The 18,802-nt window shown below is 75.2% G+C and carries 14 protein-coding genes; 8 read left to right on the top strand and 6 right to left on the bottom strand.

Going from position 1 to position 18,802, the window contains the following annotated elements; translation table 11 throughout:
- Nucleotides 1–9 precede the first annotated feature (9 nt).
- Complete coding sequence (gene ilvD / locus WAA21_RS11970; protein ID WP_336923039.1) at nt 10–1,710, bottom strand: dihydroxy-acid dehydratase; 1,701 nt, start codon at nt 1,708–1,710, stop codon at nt 10–12.
- Between the two features lie 599 nt (nt 1,711–2,309).
- Here ilvD and WAA21_RS11975 point away from each other — a divergent pair.
- From WAA21_RS11975 to WAA21_RS11985, 3 genes are all read left to right on the top strand, one after another.
- Nucleotides 2,310–3,506 carry a M14 family zinc carboxypeptidase gene (locus WAA21_RS11975; RefSeq protein WP_336923040.1) on the top strand — a complete coding sequence of 399 codons (1,197 nt, stop codon included), beginning with the start codon at nt 2,310–2,312 and terminating at the stop codon, nt 3,504–3,506.
- A gap of 95 nt (nt 3,507–3,601) precedes the next feature.
- On the top strand, nt 3,602–4,864 hold the full coding sequence (locus WAA21_RS11980; RefSeq protein ID WP_336923041.1) for a PQQ-dependent sugar dehydrogenase: 1,263 nt from the start codon (nt 3,602–3,604) through the stop codon (nt 4,862–4,864).
- 56 nt (nt 4,865–4,920) lie between these two features.
- Nucleotides 4,921–5,766 carry an aldo/keto reductase gene (locus tag WAA21_RS11985; protein ID WP_336923042.1) on the top strand — a complete coding sequence of 282 codons (846 nt, stop codon included), beginning with the start codon at nt 4,921–4,923 and terminating at the stop codon, nt 5,764–5,766.
- A 6-nt stretch (nt 5,767–5,772) separates the two neighbouring features.
- Here the strand turns inward: WAA21_RS11985 and gatB are convergent, their stop codons facing one another.
- From gatB to WAA21_RS12010, 5 genes are read right to left on the bottom strand one after another with little or no spacing between them, the layout of a single operon-like run.
- Nucleotides 5,773–7,278, bottom strand: coding sequence for an Asp-tRNA(Asn)/Glu-tRNA(Gln) amidotransferase subunit GatB (gatB, locus tag WAA21_RS11990; protein WP_336923043.1), 1,506 nt, complete (start codon nt 7,276–7,278; stop codon nt 5,773–5,775).
- Complete coding sequence (gatA, locus tag WAA21_RS11995) at nt 7,275–8,837, bottom strand: Asp-tRNA(Asn)/Glu-tRNA(Gln) amidotransferase subunit GatA (protein ID WP_336923044.1); 1,563 nt, start codon at nt 8,835–8,837, stop codon at nt 7,275–7,277. The genes gatB and gatA overlap by 4 nt, the downstream gene beginning before the upstream one ends.
- Nucleotides 8,837–9,157 (bottom strand): Asp-tRNA(Asn)/Glu-tRNA(Gln) amidotransferase subunit GatC, encoded by a 321-nt coding sequence (gene gatC, locus WAA21_RS12000; RefSeq protein WP_336923045.1) that lies wholly within the window; start codon nt 9,155–9,157, stop codon nt 8,837–8,839. Before gatC ends, gatA begins: the two co-directional genes overlap by 1 nt.
- 11 nt (nt 9,158–9,168) lie before the next feature.
- Nucleotides 9,169–11,355, bottom strand: coding sequence for an NAD-dependent DNA ligase LigA (ligA, locus tag WAA21_RS12005; protein WP_442893275.1), 2,187 nt, complete (start codon nt 11,353–11,355; stop codon nt 9,169–9,171).
- A 49-nt stretch (nt 11,356–11,404) separates the two neighbouring features.
- Entirely contained in the window at nt 11,405–12,403 is a 999-nt protein-coding gene (locus tag WAA21_RS12010; protein ID WP_442893278.1) for an aldo/keto reductase, read from the bottom strand.
- Nucleotides 12,404–12,471: 68 nt separating this feature from the next.
- Here WAA21_RS12010 and WAA21_RS12015 point away from each other — a divergent pair, with 68 nt between their 5' ends.
- The 5 genes from WAA21_RS12015 to WAA21_RS12035 all read left to right on the top strand — a co-directional run bounded on the left by WAA21_RS12015 (nt 12,472) and on the right by WAA21_RS12035 (nt 18,742).
- On the top strand, nt 12,472–15,036 hold the full coding sequence (locus WAA21_RS12015; protein WP_336923047.1) for a DEAD/DEAH box helicase: 2,565 nt from the start codon (nt 12,472–12,474) through the stop codon (nt 15,034–15,036).
- A gap of 93 nt (nt 15,037–15,129) precedes the next feature.
- Entirely contained in the window at nt 15,130–15,840 is a 711-nt protein-coding gene (locus tag WAA21_RS12020; RefSeq protein ID WP_336923048.1) for an NUDIX domain-containing protein, read from the top strand.
- A 46-nt stretch (nt 15,841–15,886) separates the two neighbouring features.
- Nucleotides 15,887–16,867, top strand: a complete 981-nt coding sequence (locus tag WAA21_RS12025) for an alpha/beta hydrolase (protein WP_336923049.1) — start codon at nt 15,887–15,889, stop codon at nt 16,865–16,867.
- On the top strand, nt 16,864–17,955 hold the full coding sequence (locus WAA21_RS12030) for an alpha/beta fold hydrolase (RefSeq protein WP_336923050.1): 1,092 nt from the start codon (nt 16,864–16,866) through the stop codon (nt 17,953–17,955). Before WAA21_RS12025 ends, WAA21_RS12030 begins: the two co-directional genes overlap by 4 nt.
- The gene (locus WAA21_RS12035) at nt 17,948–18,742 is read left to right on the top strand and encodes a 3-hydroxybutyrate dehydrogenase (RefSeq protein ID WP_336923051.1); all 795 of its coding nucleotides are present in this window, start codon (nt 17,948–17,950) and stop codon (nt 18,740–18,742) included. The genes WAA21_RS12030 and WAA21_RS12035 overlap by 8 nt, the downstream gene beginning before the upstream one ends.
- Nucleotides 18,743–18,802 lie beyond the last annotated feature (60 nt).

Raw genomic sequence — 18,802 nt, forward strand, 5'->3', positions numbered from 1 at the left:
GGTCGGCCCTCAGGTCGTGACGGCGCCCAGGCTCGCCGACCGGACCGTCCGGACGTACTTGGACAGGACGCCGCGGGGCGGGGCGGGCTCGCGCGGGGTGGTCGTGGCCCGCCGCTGCTGCATCGTCGCGTCGTCGACCAGCAGGTCGAGCGTCGCGCCGGCGACGTCGAGGCGGATCCGGTCGCCGTCCTCGACGAACGCGACCGGGCCGCCGTCGACCGCCTCGGGGGCCACGTGCCCAACGCAGAGCCCCGTCGTGCCGCCCGAGAACCGGCCGTCGGTGAGGAGCAGCACGTCCTTGCCGAGCCCGGCGCCCTTGATGGCGCCGGTGATCGCGAGCATCTCCCGCATGCCGGGGCCGCCCTTGGGACCCTCGTAGCGGATGACGACGACGTCGCCGGCGGTGATGGTGCCGTCCTCCAGCGCGTCCATCGCGGCACGCTCGCCGTCGAAGACGCGGGCGGTGCCCTCGAAGACGTCGGAGTCGAAGCCGGCGCTCTTCACCACGGCGCCCTCGGGGGCGAGGCTGCCGTGGAGGATCGTGATGCCGCCGGTCGCGTGGATCGGCTCGGTGAGCGCCCGGATGACCCGCCCGTCCGGGCTCGGCGCCTTGAGCGCGAGCAGGTCCTCGCGCATGGTCCGCCCGCTGACGGTCAGGCAGTCGCCGTTGAGCAGGCCCGCGTCCAGCAGCGCCTGCAGCACGACGGGGACGCCGCCGATGCGGTCGACGTCGGTCATGACGTGCGCGCCGAAGGGCTTGAGGTCGCCGATGTGCGGCACCTTGGCCCCGATCCGGCTGAAGTCGTCGAGGCTCAGCTCGACGTGGGCCTCGTTGGCGATGGCGAGCAGGTGCAGGACGGCGTTCGTGCTGCCGCCGAAGGCCATGACGACGGCGATGGCGTTCTCGAACGCCTCGCGCGTGAGGATGTCGCGGGCGGTGTGGCCGCGCTCGAGCATGCCGACGACCGCCTCGCCGGAGCGGCGGGCGAAGCCGTCGCGGCGGCGGTCGACCGCGGGCGGCGCGGCGCTGCCGAGCAGGCTGAGGCCCAGCGCCTCACCGACGCTGGCCATGGTGTTGGCGGTGTACATGCCGCCGCACGCGCCCTCGCCGGGGCAGATCGCCCGCTCGATCGCGTCGACGTCCTCGCGGCTCATGAGCCCGCGGGCGCACGCACCGACGGCCTCGAAGGCGTCGATGATGGTGACCTCGCGCTCGGTGCCGTCGGACAGCTTCGCCGTGCCGGGCAGGATGCTGCCGGCGTAGACGAACGCTGCCGCCAGGTCGAGCCGGGCGGCCGCCATCATCATGCCGGGCAGCGACTTGTCGCAGCCGGCGAGCAGCACGGCACCGTCGAGCCGCTCGGCCTGCATGACGACCTCGACGCTGTCGGCGATCACCTCGCGGCTCACGAGGCTGTAGTGCATGCCCTCGTGGCCCATCGAGATGCCGTCGGAGACGCTGATGGTGCCGAACTCCATCGGGAAGCCGCCGGCCGCGTGCACGCCGTCCTTGGCGCTGCGCGCGAGCCGCTGCAGGCTGAGGTTGCACGGCGTGATCTCGTTCCAGCTGCTCGCGACGCCGATCTGCGGCTTGTCGAAGTCGTCGTCGGTCATGCCGACCGCGCGGAGCATGCCGCGCGCGGCGGTGCGCTCCAGCCCGTCGGTGACGTCGCGGGAACGGGGACGGCGGTCGACCGGCTGCTCCGACATGCCGCCCAGCGTAGGTCGGGCGCGTCGAGGCCGTCGTGCGCGTCTCGGTGAGGCGCACCTCGCCCCCGCCGACCGGTCGCCGGCGCCCGGTGTCAGGCAGGCAGCGCGGCGGGCACCGACGCCTGGCCCCGGAATCCGGACGCCACGACCACCCGACGCCGCCGGACGCGACGCGACGCCCGGAATCCGGACGGGACGACCGCCGAGCGCCGCCGGACGCGACGCGACGCCCGGAATCCGGACGGTACGACCACCAGGCGCCGCCGGACGCGACGCGACGCCCGGAATCCGGACCGTACGACCACCGGGCGCCTGACGGAGTCGACGCGACGCCCGGAATCCGGACCGTACGACCACCCGACGCCGCCGTAGGCGACAGGACGCCCGGAATCCGGACGGTACGACCACCGGGCGCCGCCGGACGCGACGCCGACGCCCGGAATCCGGACGTACGGACCGTCCCGGGCCCGCGGCACAGTCCTGCCGTATCACAACTGACCGTCCGGTTTCTAGGCGTTGATCCTGTTCCGACCCGCGTGCTTCGGTGTGTCCACCCCCTTTCGTCCGACGGTGGGCGGAAGCCGACAGGAGGAGAACGCATGTCCGCACCGACCCCACGCGCGGCCCGCGCCGCGAAGGCCGCGGTGGCCGTCCCGGCCGTGGCCGCCCTCACGCTGGCGACGCTCGCCGTGACCGCGACGACGAGCGCGGCGGCACCACCGAACAACGCGGCGTGCGGCACCCAGACCGGCGACACCTCCGTCGCGGGCTTCCTCAGCCACGAGGAGGTCGGCGACCGCCTCGACCGGATCGAGCGGACGAGCAAGGGCGTGGTCGACGTCGACGTCGCCGGCTACACCAACCAGGGCCGGGAGATCTGGACCGCCCGCGTCGGCACCGGCGACACCGTCGTGCTCGTCGAGAGCCAGATCCACGGCAACGAGCCGCACGGCACCGTCGCGCTGCTCAACCTCCTCGCCACGCTCGGCAACGGCTCGCAGCGCTCGGCCGAGATCCGGGAGGCCGTGACGGTCGTCGCGATCCCGCAGCTCAACGGCGACGGCGCCGCCCTCGACCAGCGCCAGAGCGACATCACGTGGGACGAGGTCGTCGAGACCTACCCGCAGCTCGCGGGCGCACCGGTCGCGTGGAACTACAGCAACCGGGCCGGCGGCTTCGACCTCAACCGGGACTTCAACCCCGACCTCGACTACGTGCCGTCGCCGGCCGACCTGCCCGGCACGAGCGCCGGCACCGGCTGGTACCTCACGCCGGAGGCGCGCACGGTCCGCGACGTGTACGCGGGCCTCGAGGACGAGTTCGGGACCGTCGACGTCTTCGTCGACCTCCACAACCAGGGCCCGTGCTACTCCGGCGAGGACATGGACGTGCAGTCGACGCTGTCGATCTCCGGCCGCTTCATCGCCGACCCGACCGAGTTCGGCGACTGGCCCGAGTTCGACTACGACGCGAGCCGCCAGGTCAACGTCGCGGTCTACGACGCCCTGCAGGAGCGCGGGCAGTCCGGCTTCGCCCCGGTGACGCTCTACCCGCAGGACACGAACCTGCCCGGCACCGCGCTCGGCTCGTTCGCCCTCCGCGGCAGCGCGACGGTCCTGTTCGAGACCACGGGCCAGACCCAGTCGACGGGCCAGAAGGAGCTCGGCATGCTCGTCAAGCAGGTCGAGGTCGGCCTGACCGGCATCCTCGACGCGATCACCGACGGCACGCTCGACGACATCGACCCCGAGCGCTACGAGGACATCCCCGAGCGGACGTTCCTGCCGCGGGACTGACCTCCCCTTCCCCCCTGCCCCACCACGACGGGCCCCGACCGCTGCGGTCGGGGCCCGTCGTGCGTCCGCCCGACCCTGCTGCGCACCATGGGCGGGTGGGACGGAACCGGGCAGGAACGAGCGGGCGGACGGTCGGCGGGGCGCTCGCCGCCGGGCTGGCCCTCGCGCTCACGGGCTGCGCCGAGGGCGAGGTGGCGGCACCGGGGACCGCCGGACCGCCGGCGTCGGCCTCCCCCGCACCGTCGTCCGTCGTGCCGTCCGGCCCGGCCACCGACGTGGCGCCGGCTTCCCCGGAGCCGTCGGCCACGGCGACCGCGTCCCCCGAGGCGGCACCCGAGCCGTCGAGCACGTTCTCCGACGTCGCGGCGGCGGGCACGCCCGACCCCGCCGCGGCCGAGGACGTCGTCACGGGCCTCGACGTGCCGTGGGACCTCGCGTTCCTGCCGGACGGCTCGGCGCTGGTGACGCTGCGCGACGAGGCGAGGGTCGTCCACGTCGACCCGGACGGGACGCTGAGCGAGGTCACCGCCGACGGCGACGACGGCACGGTCGCGGGCGTCGCCCCGGACGGCGAGGGCGGCCTGCTCGGCGTCACGACCGACGCCACGGCCGAGCACGTGTTCGTCTACCTCACCGGCCCCGACGACAACCGGGTCGTGCGCTACGCCTTCGACCGGGAGCGGCTCGCGCTCACCGAGCCGGAGCCCGTCGTCACCGGCATCCCGAAGGCCGAGGTGCACAACGGCGGCCGCATCGACCTCGGCCCCGACGGCTTCCTCTACGTGGCCACGGGGGACGCCCGGGACACCTCCGCGTCGCCGGACACCGGCTCGCTCGCGGGCAAGGTGCTGCGGGTGACGACCGACGGCGAGCCGGCCCCGGGCAACCCGGTCGCGGGCAGCCCGGTGTGGACGAGCGGGCACCGCAACGTCCAGGGCCTCGGCTGGTCGCCCGACGGCACGATGTGGGCGAGCGAGTTCGGGCAGAACACCACCGACGAGCTCAACGTGCTGCGGGCGGGCGCCGACTACGGCTGGCCCGAGGTCGAGGGCGTCGGGGACGTCGACGGCCTCACCGACCCCGTCGCGACGTGGGACACCGACGAGGCGAGCCCGAGCGGGATCGCCGTGACCGCCGACGCCGTCTACCTCGCCGCGCTGCAGGGCGAGCGGGTCTGGCGCGTACCGGTCGAGGACGGGGCGGTGAGCGGGGAGCCCGAGACCGTCCTCGACGGCTACGGCCGCGTCCGGCACGTGGAGGTCGGCCCCGACGGCGCGCTGTGGCTGCTCACGAGCAACACCTTCCGCGGCGACCCGCGGGACGGCGACGACCGGATCGTGCGCGTCCCGCTGTCGTGACCTGCGACGCCTCGCGTGACCGCGCGGGCCGGCGGCGTGCTGGCTAGCGTCGCCGGATGCCTGAGACGACCGTCCCGACCCACACCCTGAACGACGGCACCGAGCTGCCGGCCATCGGCTTCGGCACGTACCCCCTGCGCGGCGCCGAGGGCGTCGACGCCGTCGAGTCGGCCATCCGGGCCGGGTACCGCCTCATCGACACGGCCGTGAACTACGAGAACGAGGCCGAGGTCGGCGAGGCGATCCGGCGCAGCGGGGTCGACCGCGACGAGCTCGTCGTCACGAGCAAGCTGCCCGGCCGGCACCACGGCTACGACGAGGCGCTCGCGAGCATCCGCGGCTCGCTGGAGCGGCTCGGGCTGGAACGCCTCGATCTGCACCTCATCCACTGGCCCAACCCGTCCGTCGGCCGCTACCGCGAGGCGTGGCGGGCGCTGGTCACCGCGCGCGACGAGGGCCTCGTCCGCTCCCCCGGCGTCTCGAACTTCACCGAGCAGCACCTGGAGGAGGTCGTCGCCGACACCGGCGTGACGCCGGTGGTGAACCAGGTGGAGCTGCACCCGACGTTCCCGCAGGTCGACATGCGGGCCGTCCACGCCCGCATGGGTGTGCAGACGGAGTCGTGGAGCCCGCTCGGCGGGCGCGACGCGCTGCTCGGCAGCGACACGGTGAGCCGCCTCGCCGAGCGCCACGGCGTCACGGCCGCGCAGGTCGTCCTGCGCTGGCACGTGCAGCTGGGCAGCGTGCCGCTGCCCAAGTCGGCCACGCCGGAGCGGCAGCGGAGCAACCTCGACGTGTTCGGCTTCGCGCTCGACACCGACGAGATGGCCGCCCTGACGGTCCTCGCGCAGCCGGACGGCCGCCTGTTCGGCGGCGACCCCCGGACGCACGAGGAGATGTAGCCCGCCTCAGCCCGCGGCGCGCTCCAGGACGAGCTCGCGCACGCGGGCGGCGTCGGCCTGACCGCGCATCTCCTTCATGACCGCCCCGATGATCGCGCCGGCGGCCTGGACCTTGCCGGAGCGGATCTTCTCCACCACGTCGGGCTGCGCCGCGAGCGCCCGGTCGACGGCCTCGGCGAGCGCGCCGTCGTCGGAGACGACCTCCAGCCCGCGGGCCGTGGCGACGTGCTCCGGCGAGCCCTCGCCCGCGAGCACGCCGTCGAGCACCTGTCGCGCCATGGAGTCGGTGAGCCGGCCGGAGTCGACGAGCCCCTGCAGCTCGGCGACCTGCTCGGGCGTGACGGGCAGGTCGGCGAGCTCGGCGCCGTCGGCCTTCGCCCGGCGCGACAGCTCGCCCATCCACCACTTGCGGGCGGCGGCGGGCGAGGCCCCGGCGGCGACGGTCGCCTCGACGAGGTCGAGGGCGCCCGCGTTGACGACGTCGCGCAGCTCGGCGTCGGTGAGGCCCCAGTCGGACTGCAGCCTCCTGCGGCGGGCCGCGGGCGGCTCGGGCAGGGCCGCGCGCAGCTGCTCGACCCACGCGGCGTCCGGCTCGACGGGCACGAGGTCGGGCTCGGGGAAGTAGCGGTAGTCGTCGGCGTCGGACTTGGGACGCCCGGCCGTGGTGACGCCGGTGTCCTCGTGCCAGTGGCGCGTCTCCTGCGTGACGGTCCCGCCGGCGTCCAGGAGCGCGGCCTGCCGCTGCACCTCGTGGCGGACCGCGCGCTCCACCGAGCGCAGCGAGTTGACGTTCTTCGTCTCGGTGCGCGTCCCGAGCGGCGCGTCGGCGGAGGCCCGCAGCGACACGTTCGCGTCGCAGCGCAGGTTGCCGCGCTCCATGCGGACCTCGGACACGTCGAGCCCGCGCAGCAGGTCGCGCAGCGTCGAGACGTAGGCGCGCGCGACCTCGGCCACGCGCGCACCGGTGCCGGTGACCGGCCTCGTCACGATCTCGATGAGGGGGATGCCCGCGCGGTTGTAGTCGACGAGGGAGTACTCGGCGCCGTGGATGCGGCCGGTCGACCCGCCGACGTGCGTCGACTTGCCCGTGTCCTCCTCCATGTGGGCGCGCTCGATGCCCACCCGCACGACCTCGCCGTCGTCGAGGGTGACGTCGAGCCAGCCGTCGGAGGCGATCGGCTCGTCGTACTGCGAGGTCTGGAAGTTCTTCGGCATGTCCGGGTAGAAGTAGTTCTTCCGCGCGAACCGGCCGTACGGCGCGATGGTGCAGTTGAGCGCGAGCCCGATGCGGATCGCCGACTCGACCGCCTTCGCGTTGAGCACGGGCAGCGCGCCGGGCAGCCCGAGGCACACCGGGCACACCTGGCTGTTCGCGGGCGCGGCGAAGGAGTGCTCGCAGCCGCAGAACATCTTCGTGCGGGTCGACAGCTCGACGTGCACCTCGAGCCCGACGACCGGGTCGAAGCGGGCGACCGCGTCGTCGAAGGGCACGAGCTCGGTGCTGACGGTCATGCGGGGGCTCCCGTCGTGACGGCGGTGCGGGGGAAGGAGCCGAGCGCGGGCGCCCGGTCGAGCAGGGGTCCGCCCCAGCGGTCCAGCAGGCGGGCCTCGAGCGCGGCGCCGACCCGGTACAGCCGGTCGTCGGCCCGGGCGGGCGCCAGCAGCTGGATGCCGGCCGGCAGCCCGTCCTCGTCGGCGAGCCCGCTCGGCAGGGACATGCCCGGCACCCCCGCGAGGTTCGCGGGGATGGTGGCGACGTCGTTGAGGTACATGGCCATGGGGTCGTCGAGCTTGTCGCCGAAGCGGAAGGCCGTGGTCGGCGCCGTCGGCGACACGAGCACGTCGGCGGCCTCGAAGGCGGCCGCGAAGTCGCGCTGCACGAGGGTGCGGACCTTCTGCGCGCTGCCGTAGTACGCGTCGTAGTAGCCGGCGCTCAGCGCGTACGTGCCGAGGACGATGCGCCGCTTCACCTCGTCGCCGAAGCCCGCCTCGCGGGTGGCGGCCATCACCTGCTCGGCGGTGGAGGCGGGGTCGCCGTCGCCGACGCGGAGGCCGTAGCGCATGGCGTCGAACTTCGCGAGGTTGCTCGAGGCCTCGCTCGGCAGGATGAGGTAGTACGCCGCGAGGGCGTAGCGGAAGTGCGGCGCCGACACCTCGACGACCTCCGCACCCGCCGCGCGCAGCTCCTCGACCGCCTCGGCGAAGCGCGCCTGCACCCCGGCCTGGTACCCCTCGCCGCCGAGCTCGCGCACGAGCCCGACCCGCACCCCGGTGAGGTCGCCGGTCGCGCCGGCCCGGGCGGCCGCGACGACGTCGGGAGCCGCCCCGGGCAGGGACGTGGAGTCGCGCGGGTCGTGCCCGCCCATCACCTCGTGCAGCAGAGCCGCGTCGAGCACGGTCCGCGCGCACGGTCCGGCCTGGTCGAGGCTGGAGGCGAGCGCGACGAGGCCGTAGCGGGACACCCCGCCGTACGTCGGCTTGACGCCGACGGTGCCGGTGACGGCCGCGGGCTGGCGGATCGAGCCGCCGGTGTCGGTGCCGACGGCCAGCGGCGCCTCGAACGACGCGACGGCCGCGGCGGACCCGCCACCGGACCCGCCGGGGATGCGCTCGAGGTCCCACGGGTTGCGGGTCGGCCCGTACGCGGAGTGCTCGGTGGAGGAGCCCATGGCGAACTCGTCCATGTTCGTCTTGCCGAGCAGCGGGGTGCGAGCGGCGCGCAGCCGCTCGACGAGCGTCGCGTCGTACGGCGGCACCCAGCCGGACAGGATGCGCGAGCCGACGGTCGTCGGCATGCCGCGGGTGGCGACGACGTCCTTGACGGCCACGGGCACGCCCGCCAGTGCGGGCAGGTCCTCCCCGGCGGCACGCGCGGCGTCGACCTCGGCGGCGACCGCGAGCGCCTCCTCGGCGGCGACGTGGAGGAACGCGTGGACGCCCGCCTCGGCCGAGCCGTCGACGGCGTCGATCCGGTCCAGCGCCGCCCGGGTGAGCTCGCTGCTCGTGGTCTCGCCGGCGGCCATGGCCGCGGCCATGCCCGCGGCGCTCAGGCGCGTGAGGTCGTCGCTCATCAGTCCTCCTCGAGGATGCGGGGGACGCGGAACCGGTCGTCCTCGACGGCCGGGGCGCCCGCGAGGGCCGCCTCGGCCCCGAGGCCGGGCACGGGCACGTCCTCGCGGGTGACGTTGCTGAGCGGCATCGGGTGGCTGGTCGCGGGCACGTCCGGGGTGGCGACCTCCTGCACCTGCGCGACGGCCTCGAGCACCACCGACAGCTGCCCGGCGAGGCGCTCCCGCTCGGCGTCGGTGAGGGCGATCCGGGCGAGCCCGGCGAGGTGCGCGACGCGGTCGGCGTCGAGCTGCTCGGGCGCGCGGGCAGGGGTGTCGGGCATGGGCAGGGAGTCTAGGAGGTCGGCTCCTCCTCGCCGTCGCGCCCCGGCAGCGCCGCGGCGCCCTCGGCGAGCAGCCGCTCGAAACCGGCCTCGTCGAGCACGGGCACGCCGAGCTCCTCCGCCTTCGCGGCCTTGGAGCCCGGGCTGTCGCCCACGACGACCGCCGTCGTCTTCTTCGACACCGACCCCGCGGCCTTGCCGCCGCGGGCGAGGATCGCCTCCTTCGCCTCGTCGCGGCTGAACCGCTCGAGCGACCCGGTCACCACGAGCGTCATCCCCTCGAGCACGCGCGGGGTCGACTCGTCGCGCTCGTCGGCCATCCGCACCCCGGCCGCCTGCCAGCGGTCGAGGACCGAGGCCTGCCAGTCGACGGCGAACCAGTCGACGATCGCCTCGGCGATGGTCGTGCCGACGCCGTCGGTGGCGGCCAGCTCCTCGACGGCCGCGTCCCGGTCGGGCTGCTCGACGACCTCGCGCAGCGCCGTCATGGAGCCGTAGCGGGTCGCGAGGGCGCGCGCGGCGGTCGGACCGACGTGCCGGATGGACAGGGCGACGAGCACCCGCCACAGCGGCCGTGCCTTCGCCTCGTCGAGGTGCTCCAGCAGCCGACGGCCGTTGGCGGACACGGCGCCCGCCTTGGTCGTGTACAGCGGGACCCGGGCCAGCGCGTCGGCGTCGAGGTCGAACACGTCGCCCTCGTCGGTGACGACGCCCGCCTCGAGCAGCGCCTGGGAGCCCTCGTAGCCGAGCGCCTCGATGTCGAAGGCGTTGCGGCTCGCGAGGTGGAACAGCCGCTCCCGCAGCTGTGCGGGGCAGGTGCGGCGGTTGGGGCAACGGATGTCGACCGCGCTCTCGGTCTCCCGTCGCAGCTCCGTCCCGCACGCCGGGCAGTGCGTCGGCATGACGAAGGCGCGCTCGCTGCCGTCGCGCAGCTCCACGACCGGGCCGAGCACCTCGGGGATGACGTCGCCGGCCTTGCGCAGCCACACGGTGTCGCCGATGAGGACGCCCTTGCGGCGGACCTCGTCGGCGTTGTGCAGCGTGGCCATGCCGACCGTCGACCCGGCGACGAGGACCGGCTCCATGACGGCGAACGGCGTCACCCGCCCGGTCCGGCCGACGTTGACCTGCACGTCGAGCAGGCGGGTGCGGACCTCCTCGGGCGGGTACTTGTACGCCGTCGCCCAGCGGGGAGCGCGGCTGGTCGCCCCGAGCCGTCGCTGCAGCGCGGTCTGGTCGACCTTGACGACGACGCCGTCGATCTCGTGGGCGACGTCGTGGCGGTGCTCCGCGTAGTGCTCGACGTAGGCCTGCACGTCGGCGAGGGAGTCGACGACGCGGTAGGTGTCCGGCACGGGCAGGCCCCAGTCCCGCAGCACGTCGTAGGCCTCCGACTGCGAGGACACCTGCCAGCCGTCGAGCAGGCCCAGGCCGTGCACGCGCATGTCGAGCGGGCGGCGCGCGGTGACGCGCGGGTCCTTCTGCCGCAGCGACCCGGCGGCCGCGTTGCGCGGGTTCGCGAACGGGCTCCTGCCCGCCTCGGTGAGCTCGGCGTTCAGGCGCTCGAAGGCCTCGACCGGGAAGAACACCTCGCCGCGAACCTCGACGCGGTGCGGGACCGGGGTGCCGCCGTCGGCCCGCAGCGTGGTGGGGACGCCGTCGACGGTCCGCACGTTGAGGGTGATGTCCTCCCCCGTGCGGCCGTCGCCGCGCGTCGCGGCCCGCTCGAGCCGGCCGTCGACGTACAGCAGGTTGACGGCGAGGCCGTCGATCTTGAGCTCGCACAGGTAGCGGATGTCGTCGCCGGCGTCGGCGCGCACGCGCCGGTCCCACTCGGCGAGCTCCTCGGGGCTCAGCACGTTGTCGAGGCTGAGCATGCGCTGCAGGTGGTCGACGGCGGCGAAGTCGGTGGAGAACGTGCCCCCGACCTGCTGGGTGGGGCTGTCGGGCGTGACGAGGGCCGGGTGCTCGGCCTCGAGCGCCTCCAGCTCGCGCAGGAGGGCGTCGTACTCGGCGTCGTCGACGGTCGGCGAGTCGCGGACGTAGTACGCGAACTGGTGCGCGCGCAGCTGCTCGGCGAGCTCGGCGGCCCGCTCGCGGGCGCTCTCCGGGACGTCGGCCAGGCGCTCGGCAGGGGCGCCGGCGGGGACCTCGGCGGGGACCTCGGCGGGGACCTCGGCGGTGACGGGCTCGCTCACGGTCGGGATCCTGCCACCGGCCCCGGACAGCGGCCGGTCGCGCCGGTCGTCACCTGTCGATGCTGCTCATGTCGCCGTAGCGGTCTCCGACGACGGCCCCCCGCGGCACCGCGGCCTCCAGCGCAGCCAGGTCGTCGGTGGACAGCGTCACCTCCACCGCCCCGACGTTCTCCTCCAGCCGCTGCGCCCGGCGCGTGCCGGGGATCGGCACGACGTCCTCGCCCTGCGCGAGCACCCAGGCGAGTGCGAGCTGCGCCGGCGTGCAGCCCTTGTCCTCGGCGAGCCGCCGGACCTCGGCGACGAGGCGGAGGTTCGCCTCGAGCGCGTCGCCCCCGAAGCGGGGGAAGTAGTCGCTGCGGCGCCGGTCGTCGGCGTCGAGGTCCGCCGCGCTCGTGATGGCGCCGGTGAGGAGGCCGCGCCCGAGCGGCGAGTACGGGACCAGGCCGATGCCGAGCTCGCGCAGCAGCGGGAGGATCTCGTCCTCGACGTCGCGGGTGAACAGCGAGTACTCCGTCTGCAGCGCGGTGACCGGGTGCACGGCGTGGGCGCGGCGGATGGTCGCGGGCGAGGCCTCCGACAGACCGAGGTGGCGCACCTTGCCGGCCTGCACGAGCCCGGCCATCGCCCCGACGGTGTCCTCGATGGGCACGTCGGGGTCGACGCGGTGCTGGTAGTAGAGGTCGATGTGGTCGACCCCGAGCCGGCGCAGCGAGTCGTCGCACGCGCGGCGCACGTAGTCCGGTGAGCCGTTGATCCCGAGGCGGGTGCCGTCGGGCAGCCGCTCGTTGCCGAACTTCGTCGCGAGCACCACCTCGTCCCGGCGGCCCGCGATCGCCCGCCCGACGAGCTCCTCGTTGGTGAACGGCCCGTACATGTCGGCGGTGTCGACGAGCGTGACCCCGAGGTCGAGGGCGCGCCGGATCGTCGCGGTCGACTCCTCGTCGTCGTGGGCGCCGTAGAACTCGCTCATCCCCATGCAGCCGAGGCCGAGCGGGCTGACGCGGAGCGGCCCGTGCGGACCGGCGGTGCCGAGGGTGCGGGTGGGCAGGCTCATGCGCCCATCCAGCCCCCGCGCCGCCCGTGCGGCAACCCGGGGCCTGGGAGACTGGCCGGGCCATGACTGCCGACCCCGCCGCCGAGCCGACCGTCCACCCCCTTCCGGTGTCCCCGGACCGGGCGCCGCTCGGCGACCTCGCGGGCTCTGACGCCGACACCGTCCTGGAGCGGGTGACGGCGTGGGCGGGCGAGGCGGGCCTCGCGCTCTACCCGCACCAGGAGGAGGCCCTGCTGGAGCTCGCGAGCGGCTCGCACGTCGTCCTCGCGACGCCGACGGGCTCCGGCAAGAGCCTCGTCGCGGCCGGCGCGCACGCGCTCGCCCTCGGCGACGGTCGGCGCACCTTCTACACCGCGCCGATCAAGGCGCTCGTGAGCGAGAAGTTCTTCGCGCTGTGCGACGCCTTCGGCGCCGAGCACGTCGGCATGATGACCGGCGACGCCGGCATCAACACCGACGCGCCGATCGTGTGCGCGACCGCGGAGGTGCTCGCGAACCTCGCGCTGCGCCAGGGCCGCGAGGCCCGCGTCGGCCAGGTCGTCATGGACGAGTTCCACTACTACGGCGACCGCGACCGCGGCTGGGCGTGGCAGGTCCCGCTCATCGAGCTGACCGGCGCCCAGTTCCTCCTCATGTCGGCGACGCTCGGCGACGTGACCGCGCTCGCGCGGCGGCTCGAGGAGCGCACCGGCACGCCCGTCTCGCACGTGACGTCGGCCGAGCGGCCGGTGCCGCTGTCATTCCACTGGTCGCTGGACCCGCTGCACGAGGCCGTCGAGCTGCTGGTGCGCGACGACCAGGCACCGGTCTACGTCGTGCACCCGACGCAGGCCGCCGCGCTGGAGCACGCGGCGAGCCTGCTGAGCACCCCGCTCCGCGGCAAGGAGCAGAAGCAGGCGATCGCCGACGAGATCGGGCAGTTCCGCTTCGGCCCCGGCTTCGGCACCCAGCTCAAGCGCCTGGTGACGGCCGGGGTCGGCGTGCACCACGCGGGCATGCTGCCGCGCTACCGCCGGCTCGTGGAGCGCCTCGCGCAGCGCGGCCTGCTCGCGGTGGTGTGCGGCACCGACACCCTCGGGGTCGGCATCAACGTGCCGATCCGCACCGTGCTCATCGTGTCGCTCACCAAGTTCGACGGGCAGAAGGTGCGGCTGCTGAGCGCGCGCGAGTTCCACCAGGTCGCCGGACGCGCCGGCCGCGCGGGCTACGACACCGCCGGGCGGGTCGTCGTGCAGGCGCCCGAGCACGTCATCGAGAACGAGCGAGCCGCGGCCAAGGCGAGCAACGACCCCGCCAAGCGGAGGAAGCTCGTCAAGAAGAAGCCGCCGGTCGGCACCGTCACGTGGAACGAGCAGACCTTCGACCGGCTCGTGGGCGCCGAGCCGGAGGCGCTCGTCCCCCGCTTCCGGGTGACGACGGCGATGCTCCTCAACGTCATCGCCCGCCCCGGCGACCCCTTCACCGCCATGCGCCGGCTCATCGAGCACTCCGACGAGCCGCGACCGCGACAGCTGCACCACATGCGCCGCGCCATCGCCGCCTACCGCTCGCTGCTCGCGGCCGGGGTCGTGGAGAAGGTCGACCCGCCGGACCCCGACGGGCGGACCGTCCGGCTGACGGTCGACCTGCAGCGCGACTTCGCCCTCAACCAGCCGCTGTCGCCGTTCGCCCTCGCCGCGTTCGAGCTCCTCGACCGCGAGGCGCCCGACTACGCCCTCGACGTCGTCAGCGTCATCGAGTCGACCCTCGACGACCCGCGCCAGGTCCTCGCCGCGCAGGCGTGGCAGGCGCGCGGCGAGGCGATCGGCGAGATGAAGGCCGACGGCATCGAGTACGAGGAGCGCATGGAGCTGCTCGAGGAGGTCACGCACCCGCGCCCGCTCGCGGAGCTGCTCGAGCACGCCTACGAGACCTACGTCGGCGGGCACCCGTGGGTGCGTGAGCACGAGCTGAGCCCGAAGTCGGTCGTGCGCGACATGTACGAGCGCGCGGCGACCTTCAGCGAGTACGTGCGCGCCTACGACCTCGTGCGGTCGGAGGGCGTCCTGCTGCGCTACCTCGCCGACGCCTACCGGGCGCTGCGCCAGACCGTGCCCGAGGCCGCGCGCACCGAGGAGCTGCACGACCTCGTGGAGTGGCTCGGCGAGCTCGTGCGGCAGGTCGACTCCTCCCTGCTCGACGAGTGGGCGCTGCTCGCGGCGGGCGCGGAAGCCGTCGCGGAGGTCCGGCCGGGCTCGCTCGACGACGGCCCGCCACCCGTCACCCGCAACGTCCGCGCGTTCCGCGTGCTCGTCCGCAACGAGATGTTCCGCCGGGTGCGCCTCGCGGCGCTGCGGCACTGGAACCCGCTCGGCGAGCTCGACGCCGAGGCCGGCTGGGACGCCGAGCGCTGGCGGGAGGCGCTCGAGGCGTACTTCGCCGAGCACGACGAGATCGGCACCGGCCCGGACGCCCGCGGCCCGGACCGGTTCATGGTGACGGTCGAGCGCGAGCGGTGGGTGGTCCGGCAGACGTTCGACGACCCGGCGGGCGACCTCGACTGGGGCATCGGTGCCGTCGTCGACCTCGCGGCGAGCGACGCCGCGGGCGAGGCGGTGGTGCGGGTGAGCGACGTCGGTCGGCTCTGAGCCGCGGGACCACCAGCCCGCCCGCACGTCGGCCTACGGTGACCGCATGCGGACGACCCTCGACATCGCCACCCCCCGGCGCGGGGTGGCCCGGTGAACGCCCCGCCGGGCGGTCGGCGCGGGGTCGACGTCCCCGACGGGCGAGGGCGCACCGGCCTGGACCGGGCCGGGCGCGGCCTGCACGGCAACCCCGACGTCGTCGTGCGCGAGGTGGAGGTCACCTCCGACGGGTGGCACGTGCTGCGGCGCACCACCCTCGACGTGCGCCGCCGCGACGGCACCTGGACCACCCAGCAGCGCGAGACCTACGACCGCGGTGACGGCGCGACCCTCCTGCCCTACGACGACGAGCGCGGCACGGTGCTGCTCACCCGCCAGTTCCGCTACCCCGCCTACGTCAACGGCCACCCCGACGGGATGCTCGTCGAGGCCGCCGCGGGGCTGCTGGACGCCGACGACCCGCTCAGCGCCATCCGCCGGGAGGCCGCCGAGGAGCTGGGCGTCGTCCTCGGGGAGGTGGAGCACCTCTTCGACCTCTTCATGAGCCCGGGCTCGGTCACCGAGCGGGTCCACTTCTACGCCGCGCCCTACACGCCGGCGGACCGCACCTCGGGCGGTGGGGGTGTCGTCGATGAGGGCGAGGACATCGAGGTCCTCGAGCTCGCGCTGGCCGACGCGACGGCGATGTGCCGGGACGGGCGCATCCGCGACGGCAAGACCGTCATCCTGCTGCAGTGGGCCGCCGCGCGGCAGGCGGCGGCGGGCGCCCCGCGGCCCGGACCTGCCACCGCGTCCGACCGCTGACGGGAACGGGCTGCCGCCGGAGCGCGCGACGCGCCACACTACGGCCGTGCTCACCGGCGCGCGCACGCCCTGCGAGTGGCAGGGCCGTGCCCTCGGGGGCCTGGCCTGGGGCGATGCCGACGGCGGCACGCTGGTCGTCGCCGTCCACGGCATCACGGCCAACGCCGCGGCGTGGACGGCCGTGGCGCCGCGGCTGCTCGCCGACCCGGCCCCCGCGGGGGTCGCCGCCGTGGTCGCGCCCGAGCTGCGCGGCCGGGGGTCGAGCCTGGGCCTGCCGGGGCCGTGGGGGCTGGCGCGCCACGCGGACGACGTCGCCGCCGAGGTCACGGTCCTGCTCGACGCCGTCCCGCACCGGGCCGTCGCGCTCGTCGGGCACTCCATGGGCGCCTTCGCGCTGGCAGCGCTGGCGACCCGTCACCCCGGCCTGCTGGACCGGCTGGCCGGCGTCGTCCTCGTCGACGGGGCCCTGCCGCTGGAGGCACCGCCGGGCACCGCTCCGGGGGAGGCGGCGGCCGCGGCCCTCGGCCCGGCGCTGGCACGGCTGCGTCGGACGTTCACGTCACGCGCCGAGCACCGGGCGCTGTGGGCGGCACACCCGGCGCTGCAGGGGCTGCCCGTCGAGGTGGTCGACGCCTACGCCGCCCGGGACCTCGTGCCCGCCACCGACGAGGGCGACGGCCGCGCCACCGCCTGGCGCGTGCCGGTCGCCCCGGACGCGGTGACGCAGGACATGGGCGACCTCCACGACCCCGCGCTGCTCACCACCGGCCTCGAGCGCCTCGCCGCCCGGGGCGCGCGGCTGCTCACGTGCCCCCGGGGCCTCGACGACGGCGCGCCGCTGTACGCCCCGGAGCTCCTCGCCCGCTGGCGCCACCGGCTGCCCGGCCTGGACCTCGTCGAGGTGCCCGGCACCAACCACTACTCGGTGCTGTTCGCCGACCGCGGCGCCGACGCCGTCGCCGCCGCGGTGCTCTCCGCCCTCGCCACTCCCACCGCCCTCGCCCCACCCGACCAGGAGGACCGATGACCGGACCGACCACCGACGGGACCCGCGCCGTCACCGCTCTCGACACCACGACGGACCGCCTGCGGGTGCGCGGCCTCGACACCGGGCCCGCCGACCAGGTCGAGAACGTGGTCGTGCTGGTCCACGGCAACCTCTCGAGCTCGGAGTTCTTCCGGCGCCAGCTCGAGGCCCTGCCCGACGGCTGGCGCGGCATCGCCCCCGACCTCCGCGGCTTCGGCGGCACCGACCCCGCGCCGGTCGACGCCACGCGCGGTGTGCGCGACTACAGCGACGACGTGCTCTCCCTGCTCGACGCCCTGGGCGTCGCCCGTGCGCACCTGCTGGGCTGGAGCCTCGGCGGCGGCGTGGTGACGCAGGCGGCGCTCGACCGGCCGTCCGCGGTGGCCTCGCTCGTGCTCGTCGACCCGGTCTCCCCGTACGGCTACGGCGCCACCCGCGCGGACGGCTCCCGCCTCGCCGACGACGACCCGGGCGCCGGCGCCGGCCTGGCCAACCCGCGCCTGGTCGAGCTCCTGGCCGCCGGCGAGCGCGGCGAGGAGGACCCCAGCTCCCCGCGCAACGTCATGAACGGCCTGTACTTCGCCCACGGCTTCCGCAGCCCCGACGAGGAGGAGCTGCTCACTGCGGTGCTGTCCACGCGCACCGGCGACGACCACTACCCCGGGGACGCCGCCCCCGCAGCGGGCTGGCCGAGCACCGGCCCGGGCACCCGCGGCGTGCTCAACACCCTCGCCCCGAAGCACTTCGACACCTCGGCGCTGACGTCGCTCAGCGACGACGGCCGCCGTCCGCCCGTGCTGTGGGTCCGGGGGGAGCACGACGCGATCGTCAGCGACGCCGCCGCCCTCGACCTCGCCGTGCTCGGGGGCGCCGGGGTGGTCCCCGGGTGGCCGGGGGAGCAGGAGTACCCCGTGCAGCCGATGGTCGCCCAGACCCGGGCGGTGCTCGACGCCTACGCCGCGGGCGGCGGCTCGTACCGCGAGGTCGTGCTCGACGCCGGCCACAGCCCGCACGTGGAGCGCCCCGAGGAGTTCGCCGCGGCCCTGCGCGAGCACCTCGAGGCCGCCGGCCCGTCCGGCCGTGGCTGAGGGGAACGTGGCCGACGGGACCGTGGCCGACCGGCACCTGGAGGGCCGTCGCGCCGTCGTCACCGGCGCCGCGAGCGGCATCGGCGCGGCGTGCGCGCGGTCCCTGGCCGCGGCCGGCGCGTCCGTGGTCCTGCTCGACCGGGCCGAGGACGCGGTGCGTGCCCTCGCCGACGAGCTGGGCGGGCGCGCGGTGGTCGTCGACCTGTCCGACACCGCCGCGCTGCCGGCGGTTCTGGCGGAGGTCGACGTGGACTGCGACGTGCTCGTCAACAACGCCGGCGTCCAGCACGTGGCGCGGGTGGAGGAGTTCCCGCCCGAGCAGCTGTCGCTCATGCTGCGGCTCATGCTCGAGGCGCCGTTCCTCCTGGCGCGCGCGGTCCTCCCGGGCATGTACGCACGAGGCCACGGTCGGCTCGTCCACGTCGGCTCCGTGCACGGGCACCGCGCGTCGCCGTTCAAGGCGGCCTACGTCGCGGCCAAGCACGGGCTGGAGGGGCTGAGCAAGACGATCGCGTTGGAGGGCGGCGACCGCGGCGTCACGTCGGTGGTCGTCTGCCCCGGCTTCGTGCGCACGCCCCTCGTCGAGGCGCAGGTCGCCGCCCAGGCGCGCGAGACCGGGGTGCCGGAGGAGCGGGTCGTCGAGGACGTGCTGCTGCACATGTCGGCGGTGAAGCGGCTGCTGGAGCCCGAGGAGGTCGGACGGACCGTCGCATGGCTGTGCCGCCCGGAGGCGGCGTCCATGACGGGGACGTCGGTGCTCATGGACGGCGGCTGGTCCGCCCGCTGACCAGCCCCGTCGACGCGGGTCCGCCGACCCGACCCCGGCGGTCGTTGCCGAGCGCGGCGG

This window comes from Aquipuribacter sp. SD81, assembly GCF_037153975.1.
GTDB lineage: Bacteria > Actinomycetota > Actinomycetes > Actinomycetales > JBBAYJ01 > Aquipuribacter.

Bases quoted from the DNA above. Each gene is read 5' to 3' on its own strand.
- gatB (WP_336923043.1), bottom strand. From the start codon at position 7,278: ATGACCGTCAGCACCGAGCTCGTGCCCTTCGACGACGCGGTCGCCCGC.
- WAA21_RS11975 (WP_336923040.1), top strand. From the start codon at position 2,310: ATGTCCGCACCGACCCCACGCGCGGCCCGCGCCGCGAAGGCCGCGGTG.
- WAA21_RS12015 (WP_336923047.1), top strand. From the start codon at position 12,472: ATGACTGCCGACCCCGCCGCCGAGCCGACCGTCCACCCCCTTCCGGTG.
- WAA21_RS11985 (WP_336923042.1), top strand. From the start codon at position 4,921: ATGCCTGAGACGACCGTCCCGACCCACACCCTGAACGACGGCACCGAG.
- gatC (WP_336923045.1), bottom strand. From the start codon at position 9,157: ATGCCCGACACCCCTGCCCGCGCGCCCGAGCAGCTCGACGCCGACCGC.
- WAA21_RS12030 (WP_336923050.1), top strand. From the start codon at position 16,864: ATGACCGGACCGACCACCGACGGGACCCGCGCCGTCACCGCTCTCGAC.
- ilvD (WP_336923039.1), bottom strand. From the start codon at position 1,710: ATGTCGGAGCAGCCGGTCGACCGCCGTCCCCGTTCCCGCGACGTCACC.
- gatA (WP_336923044.1), bottom strand. From the start codon at position 8,837: ATGAGCGACGACCTCACGCGCCTGAGCGCCGCGGGCATGGCCGCGGCC.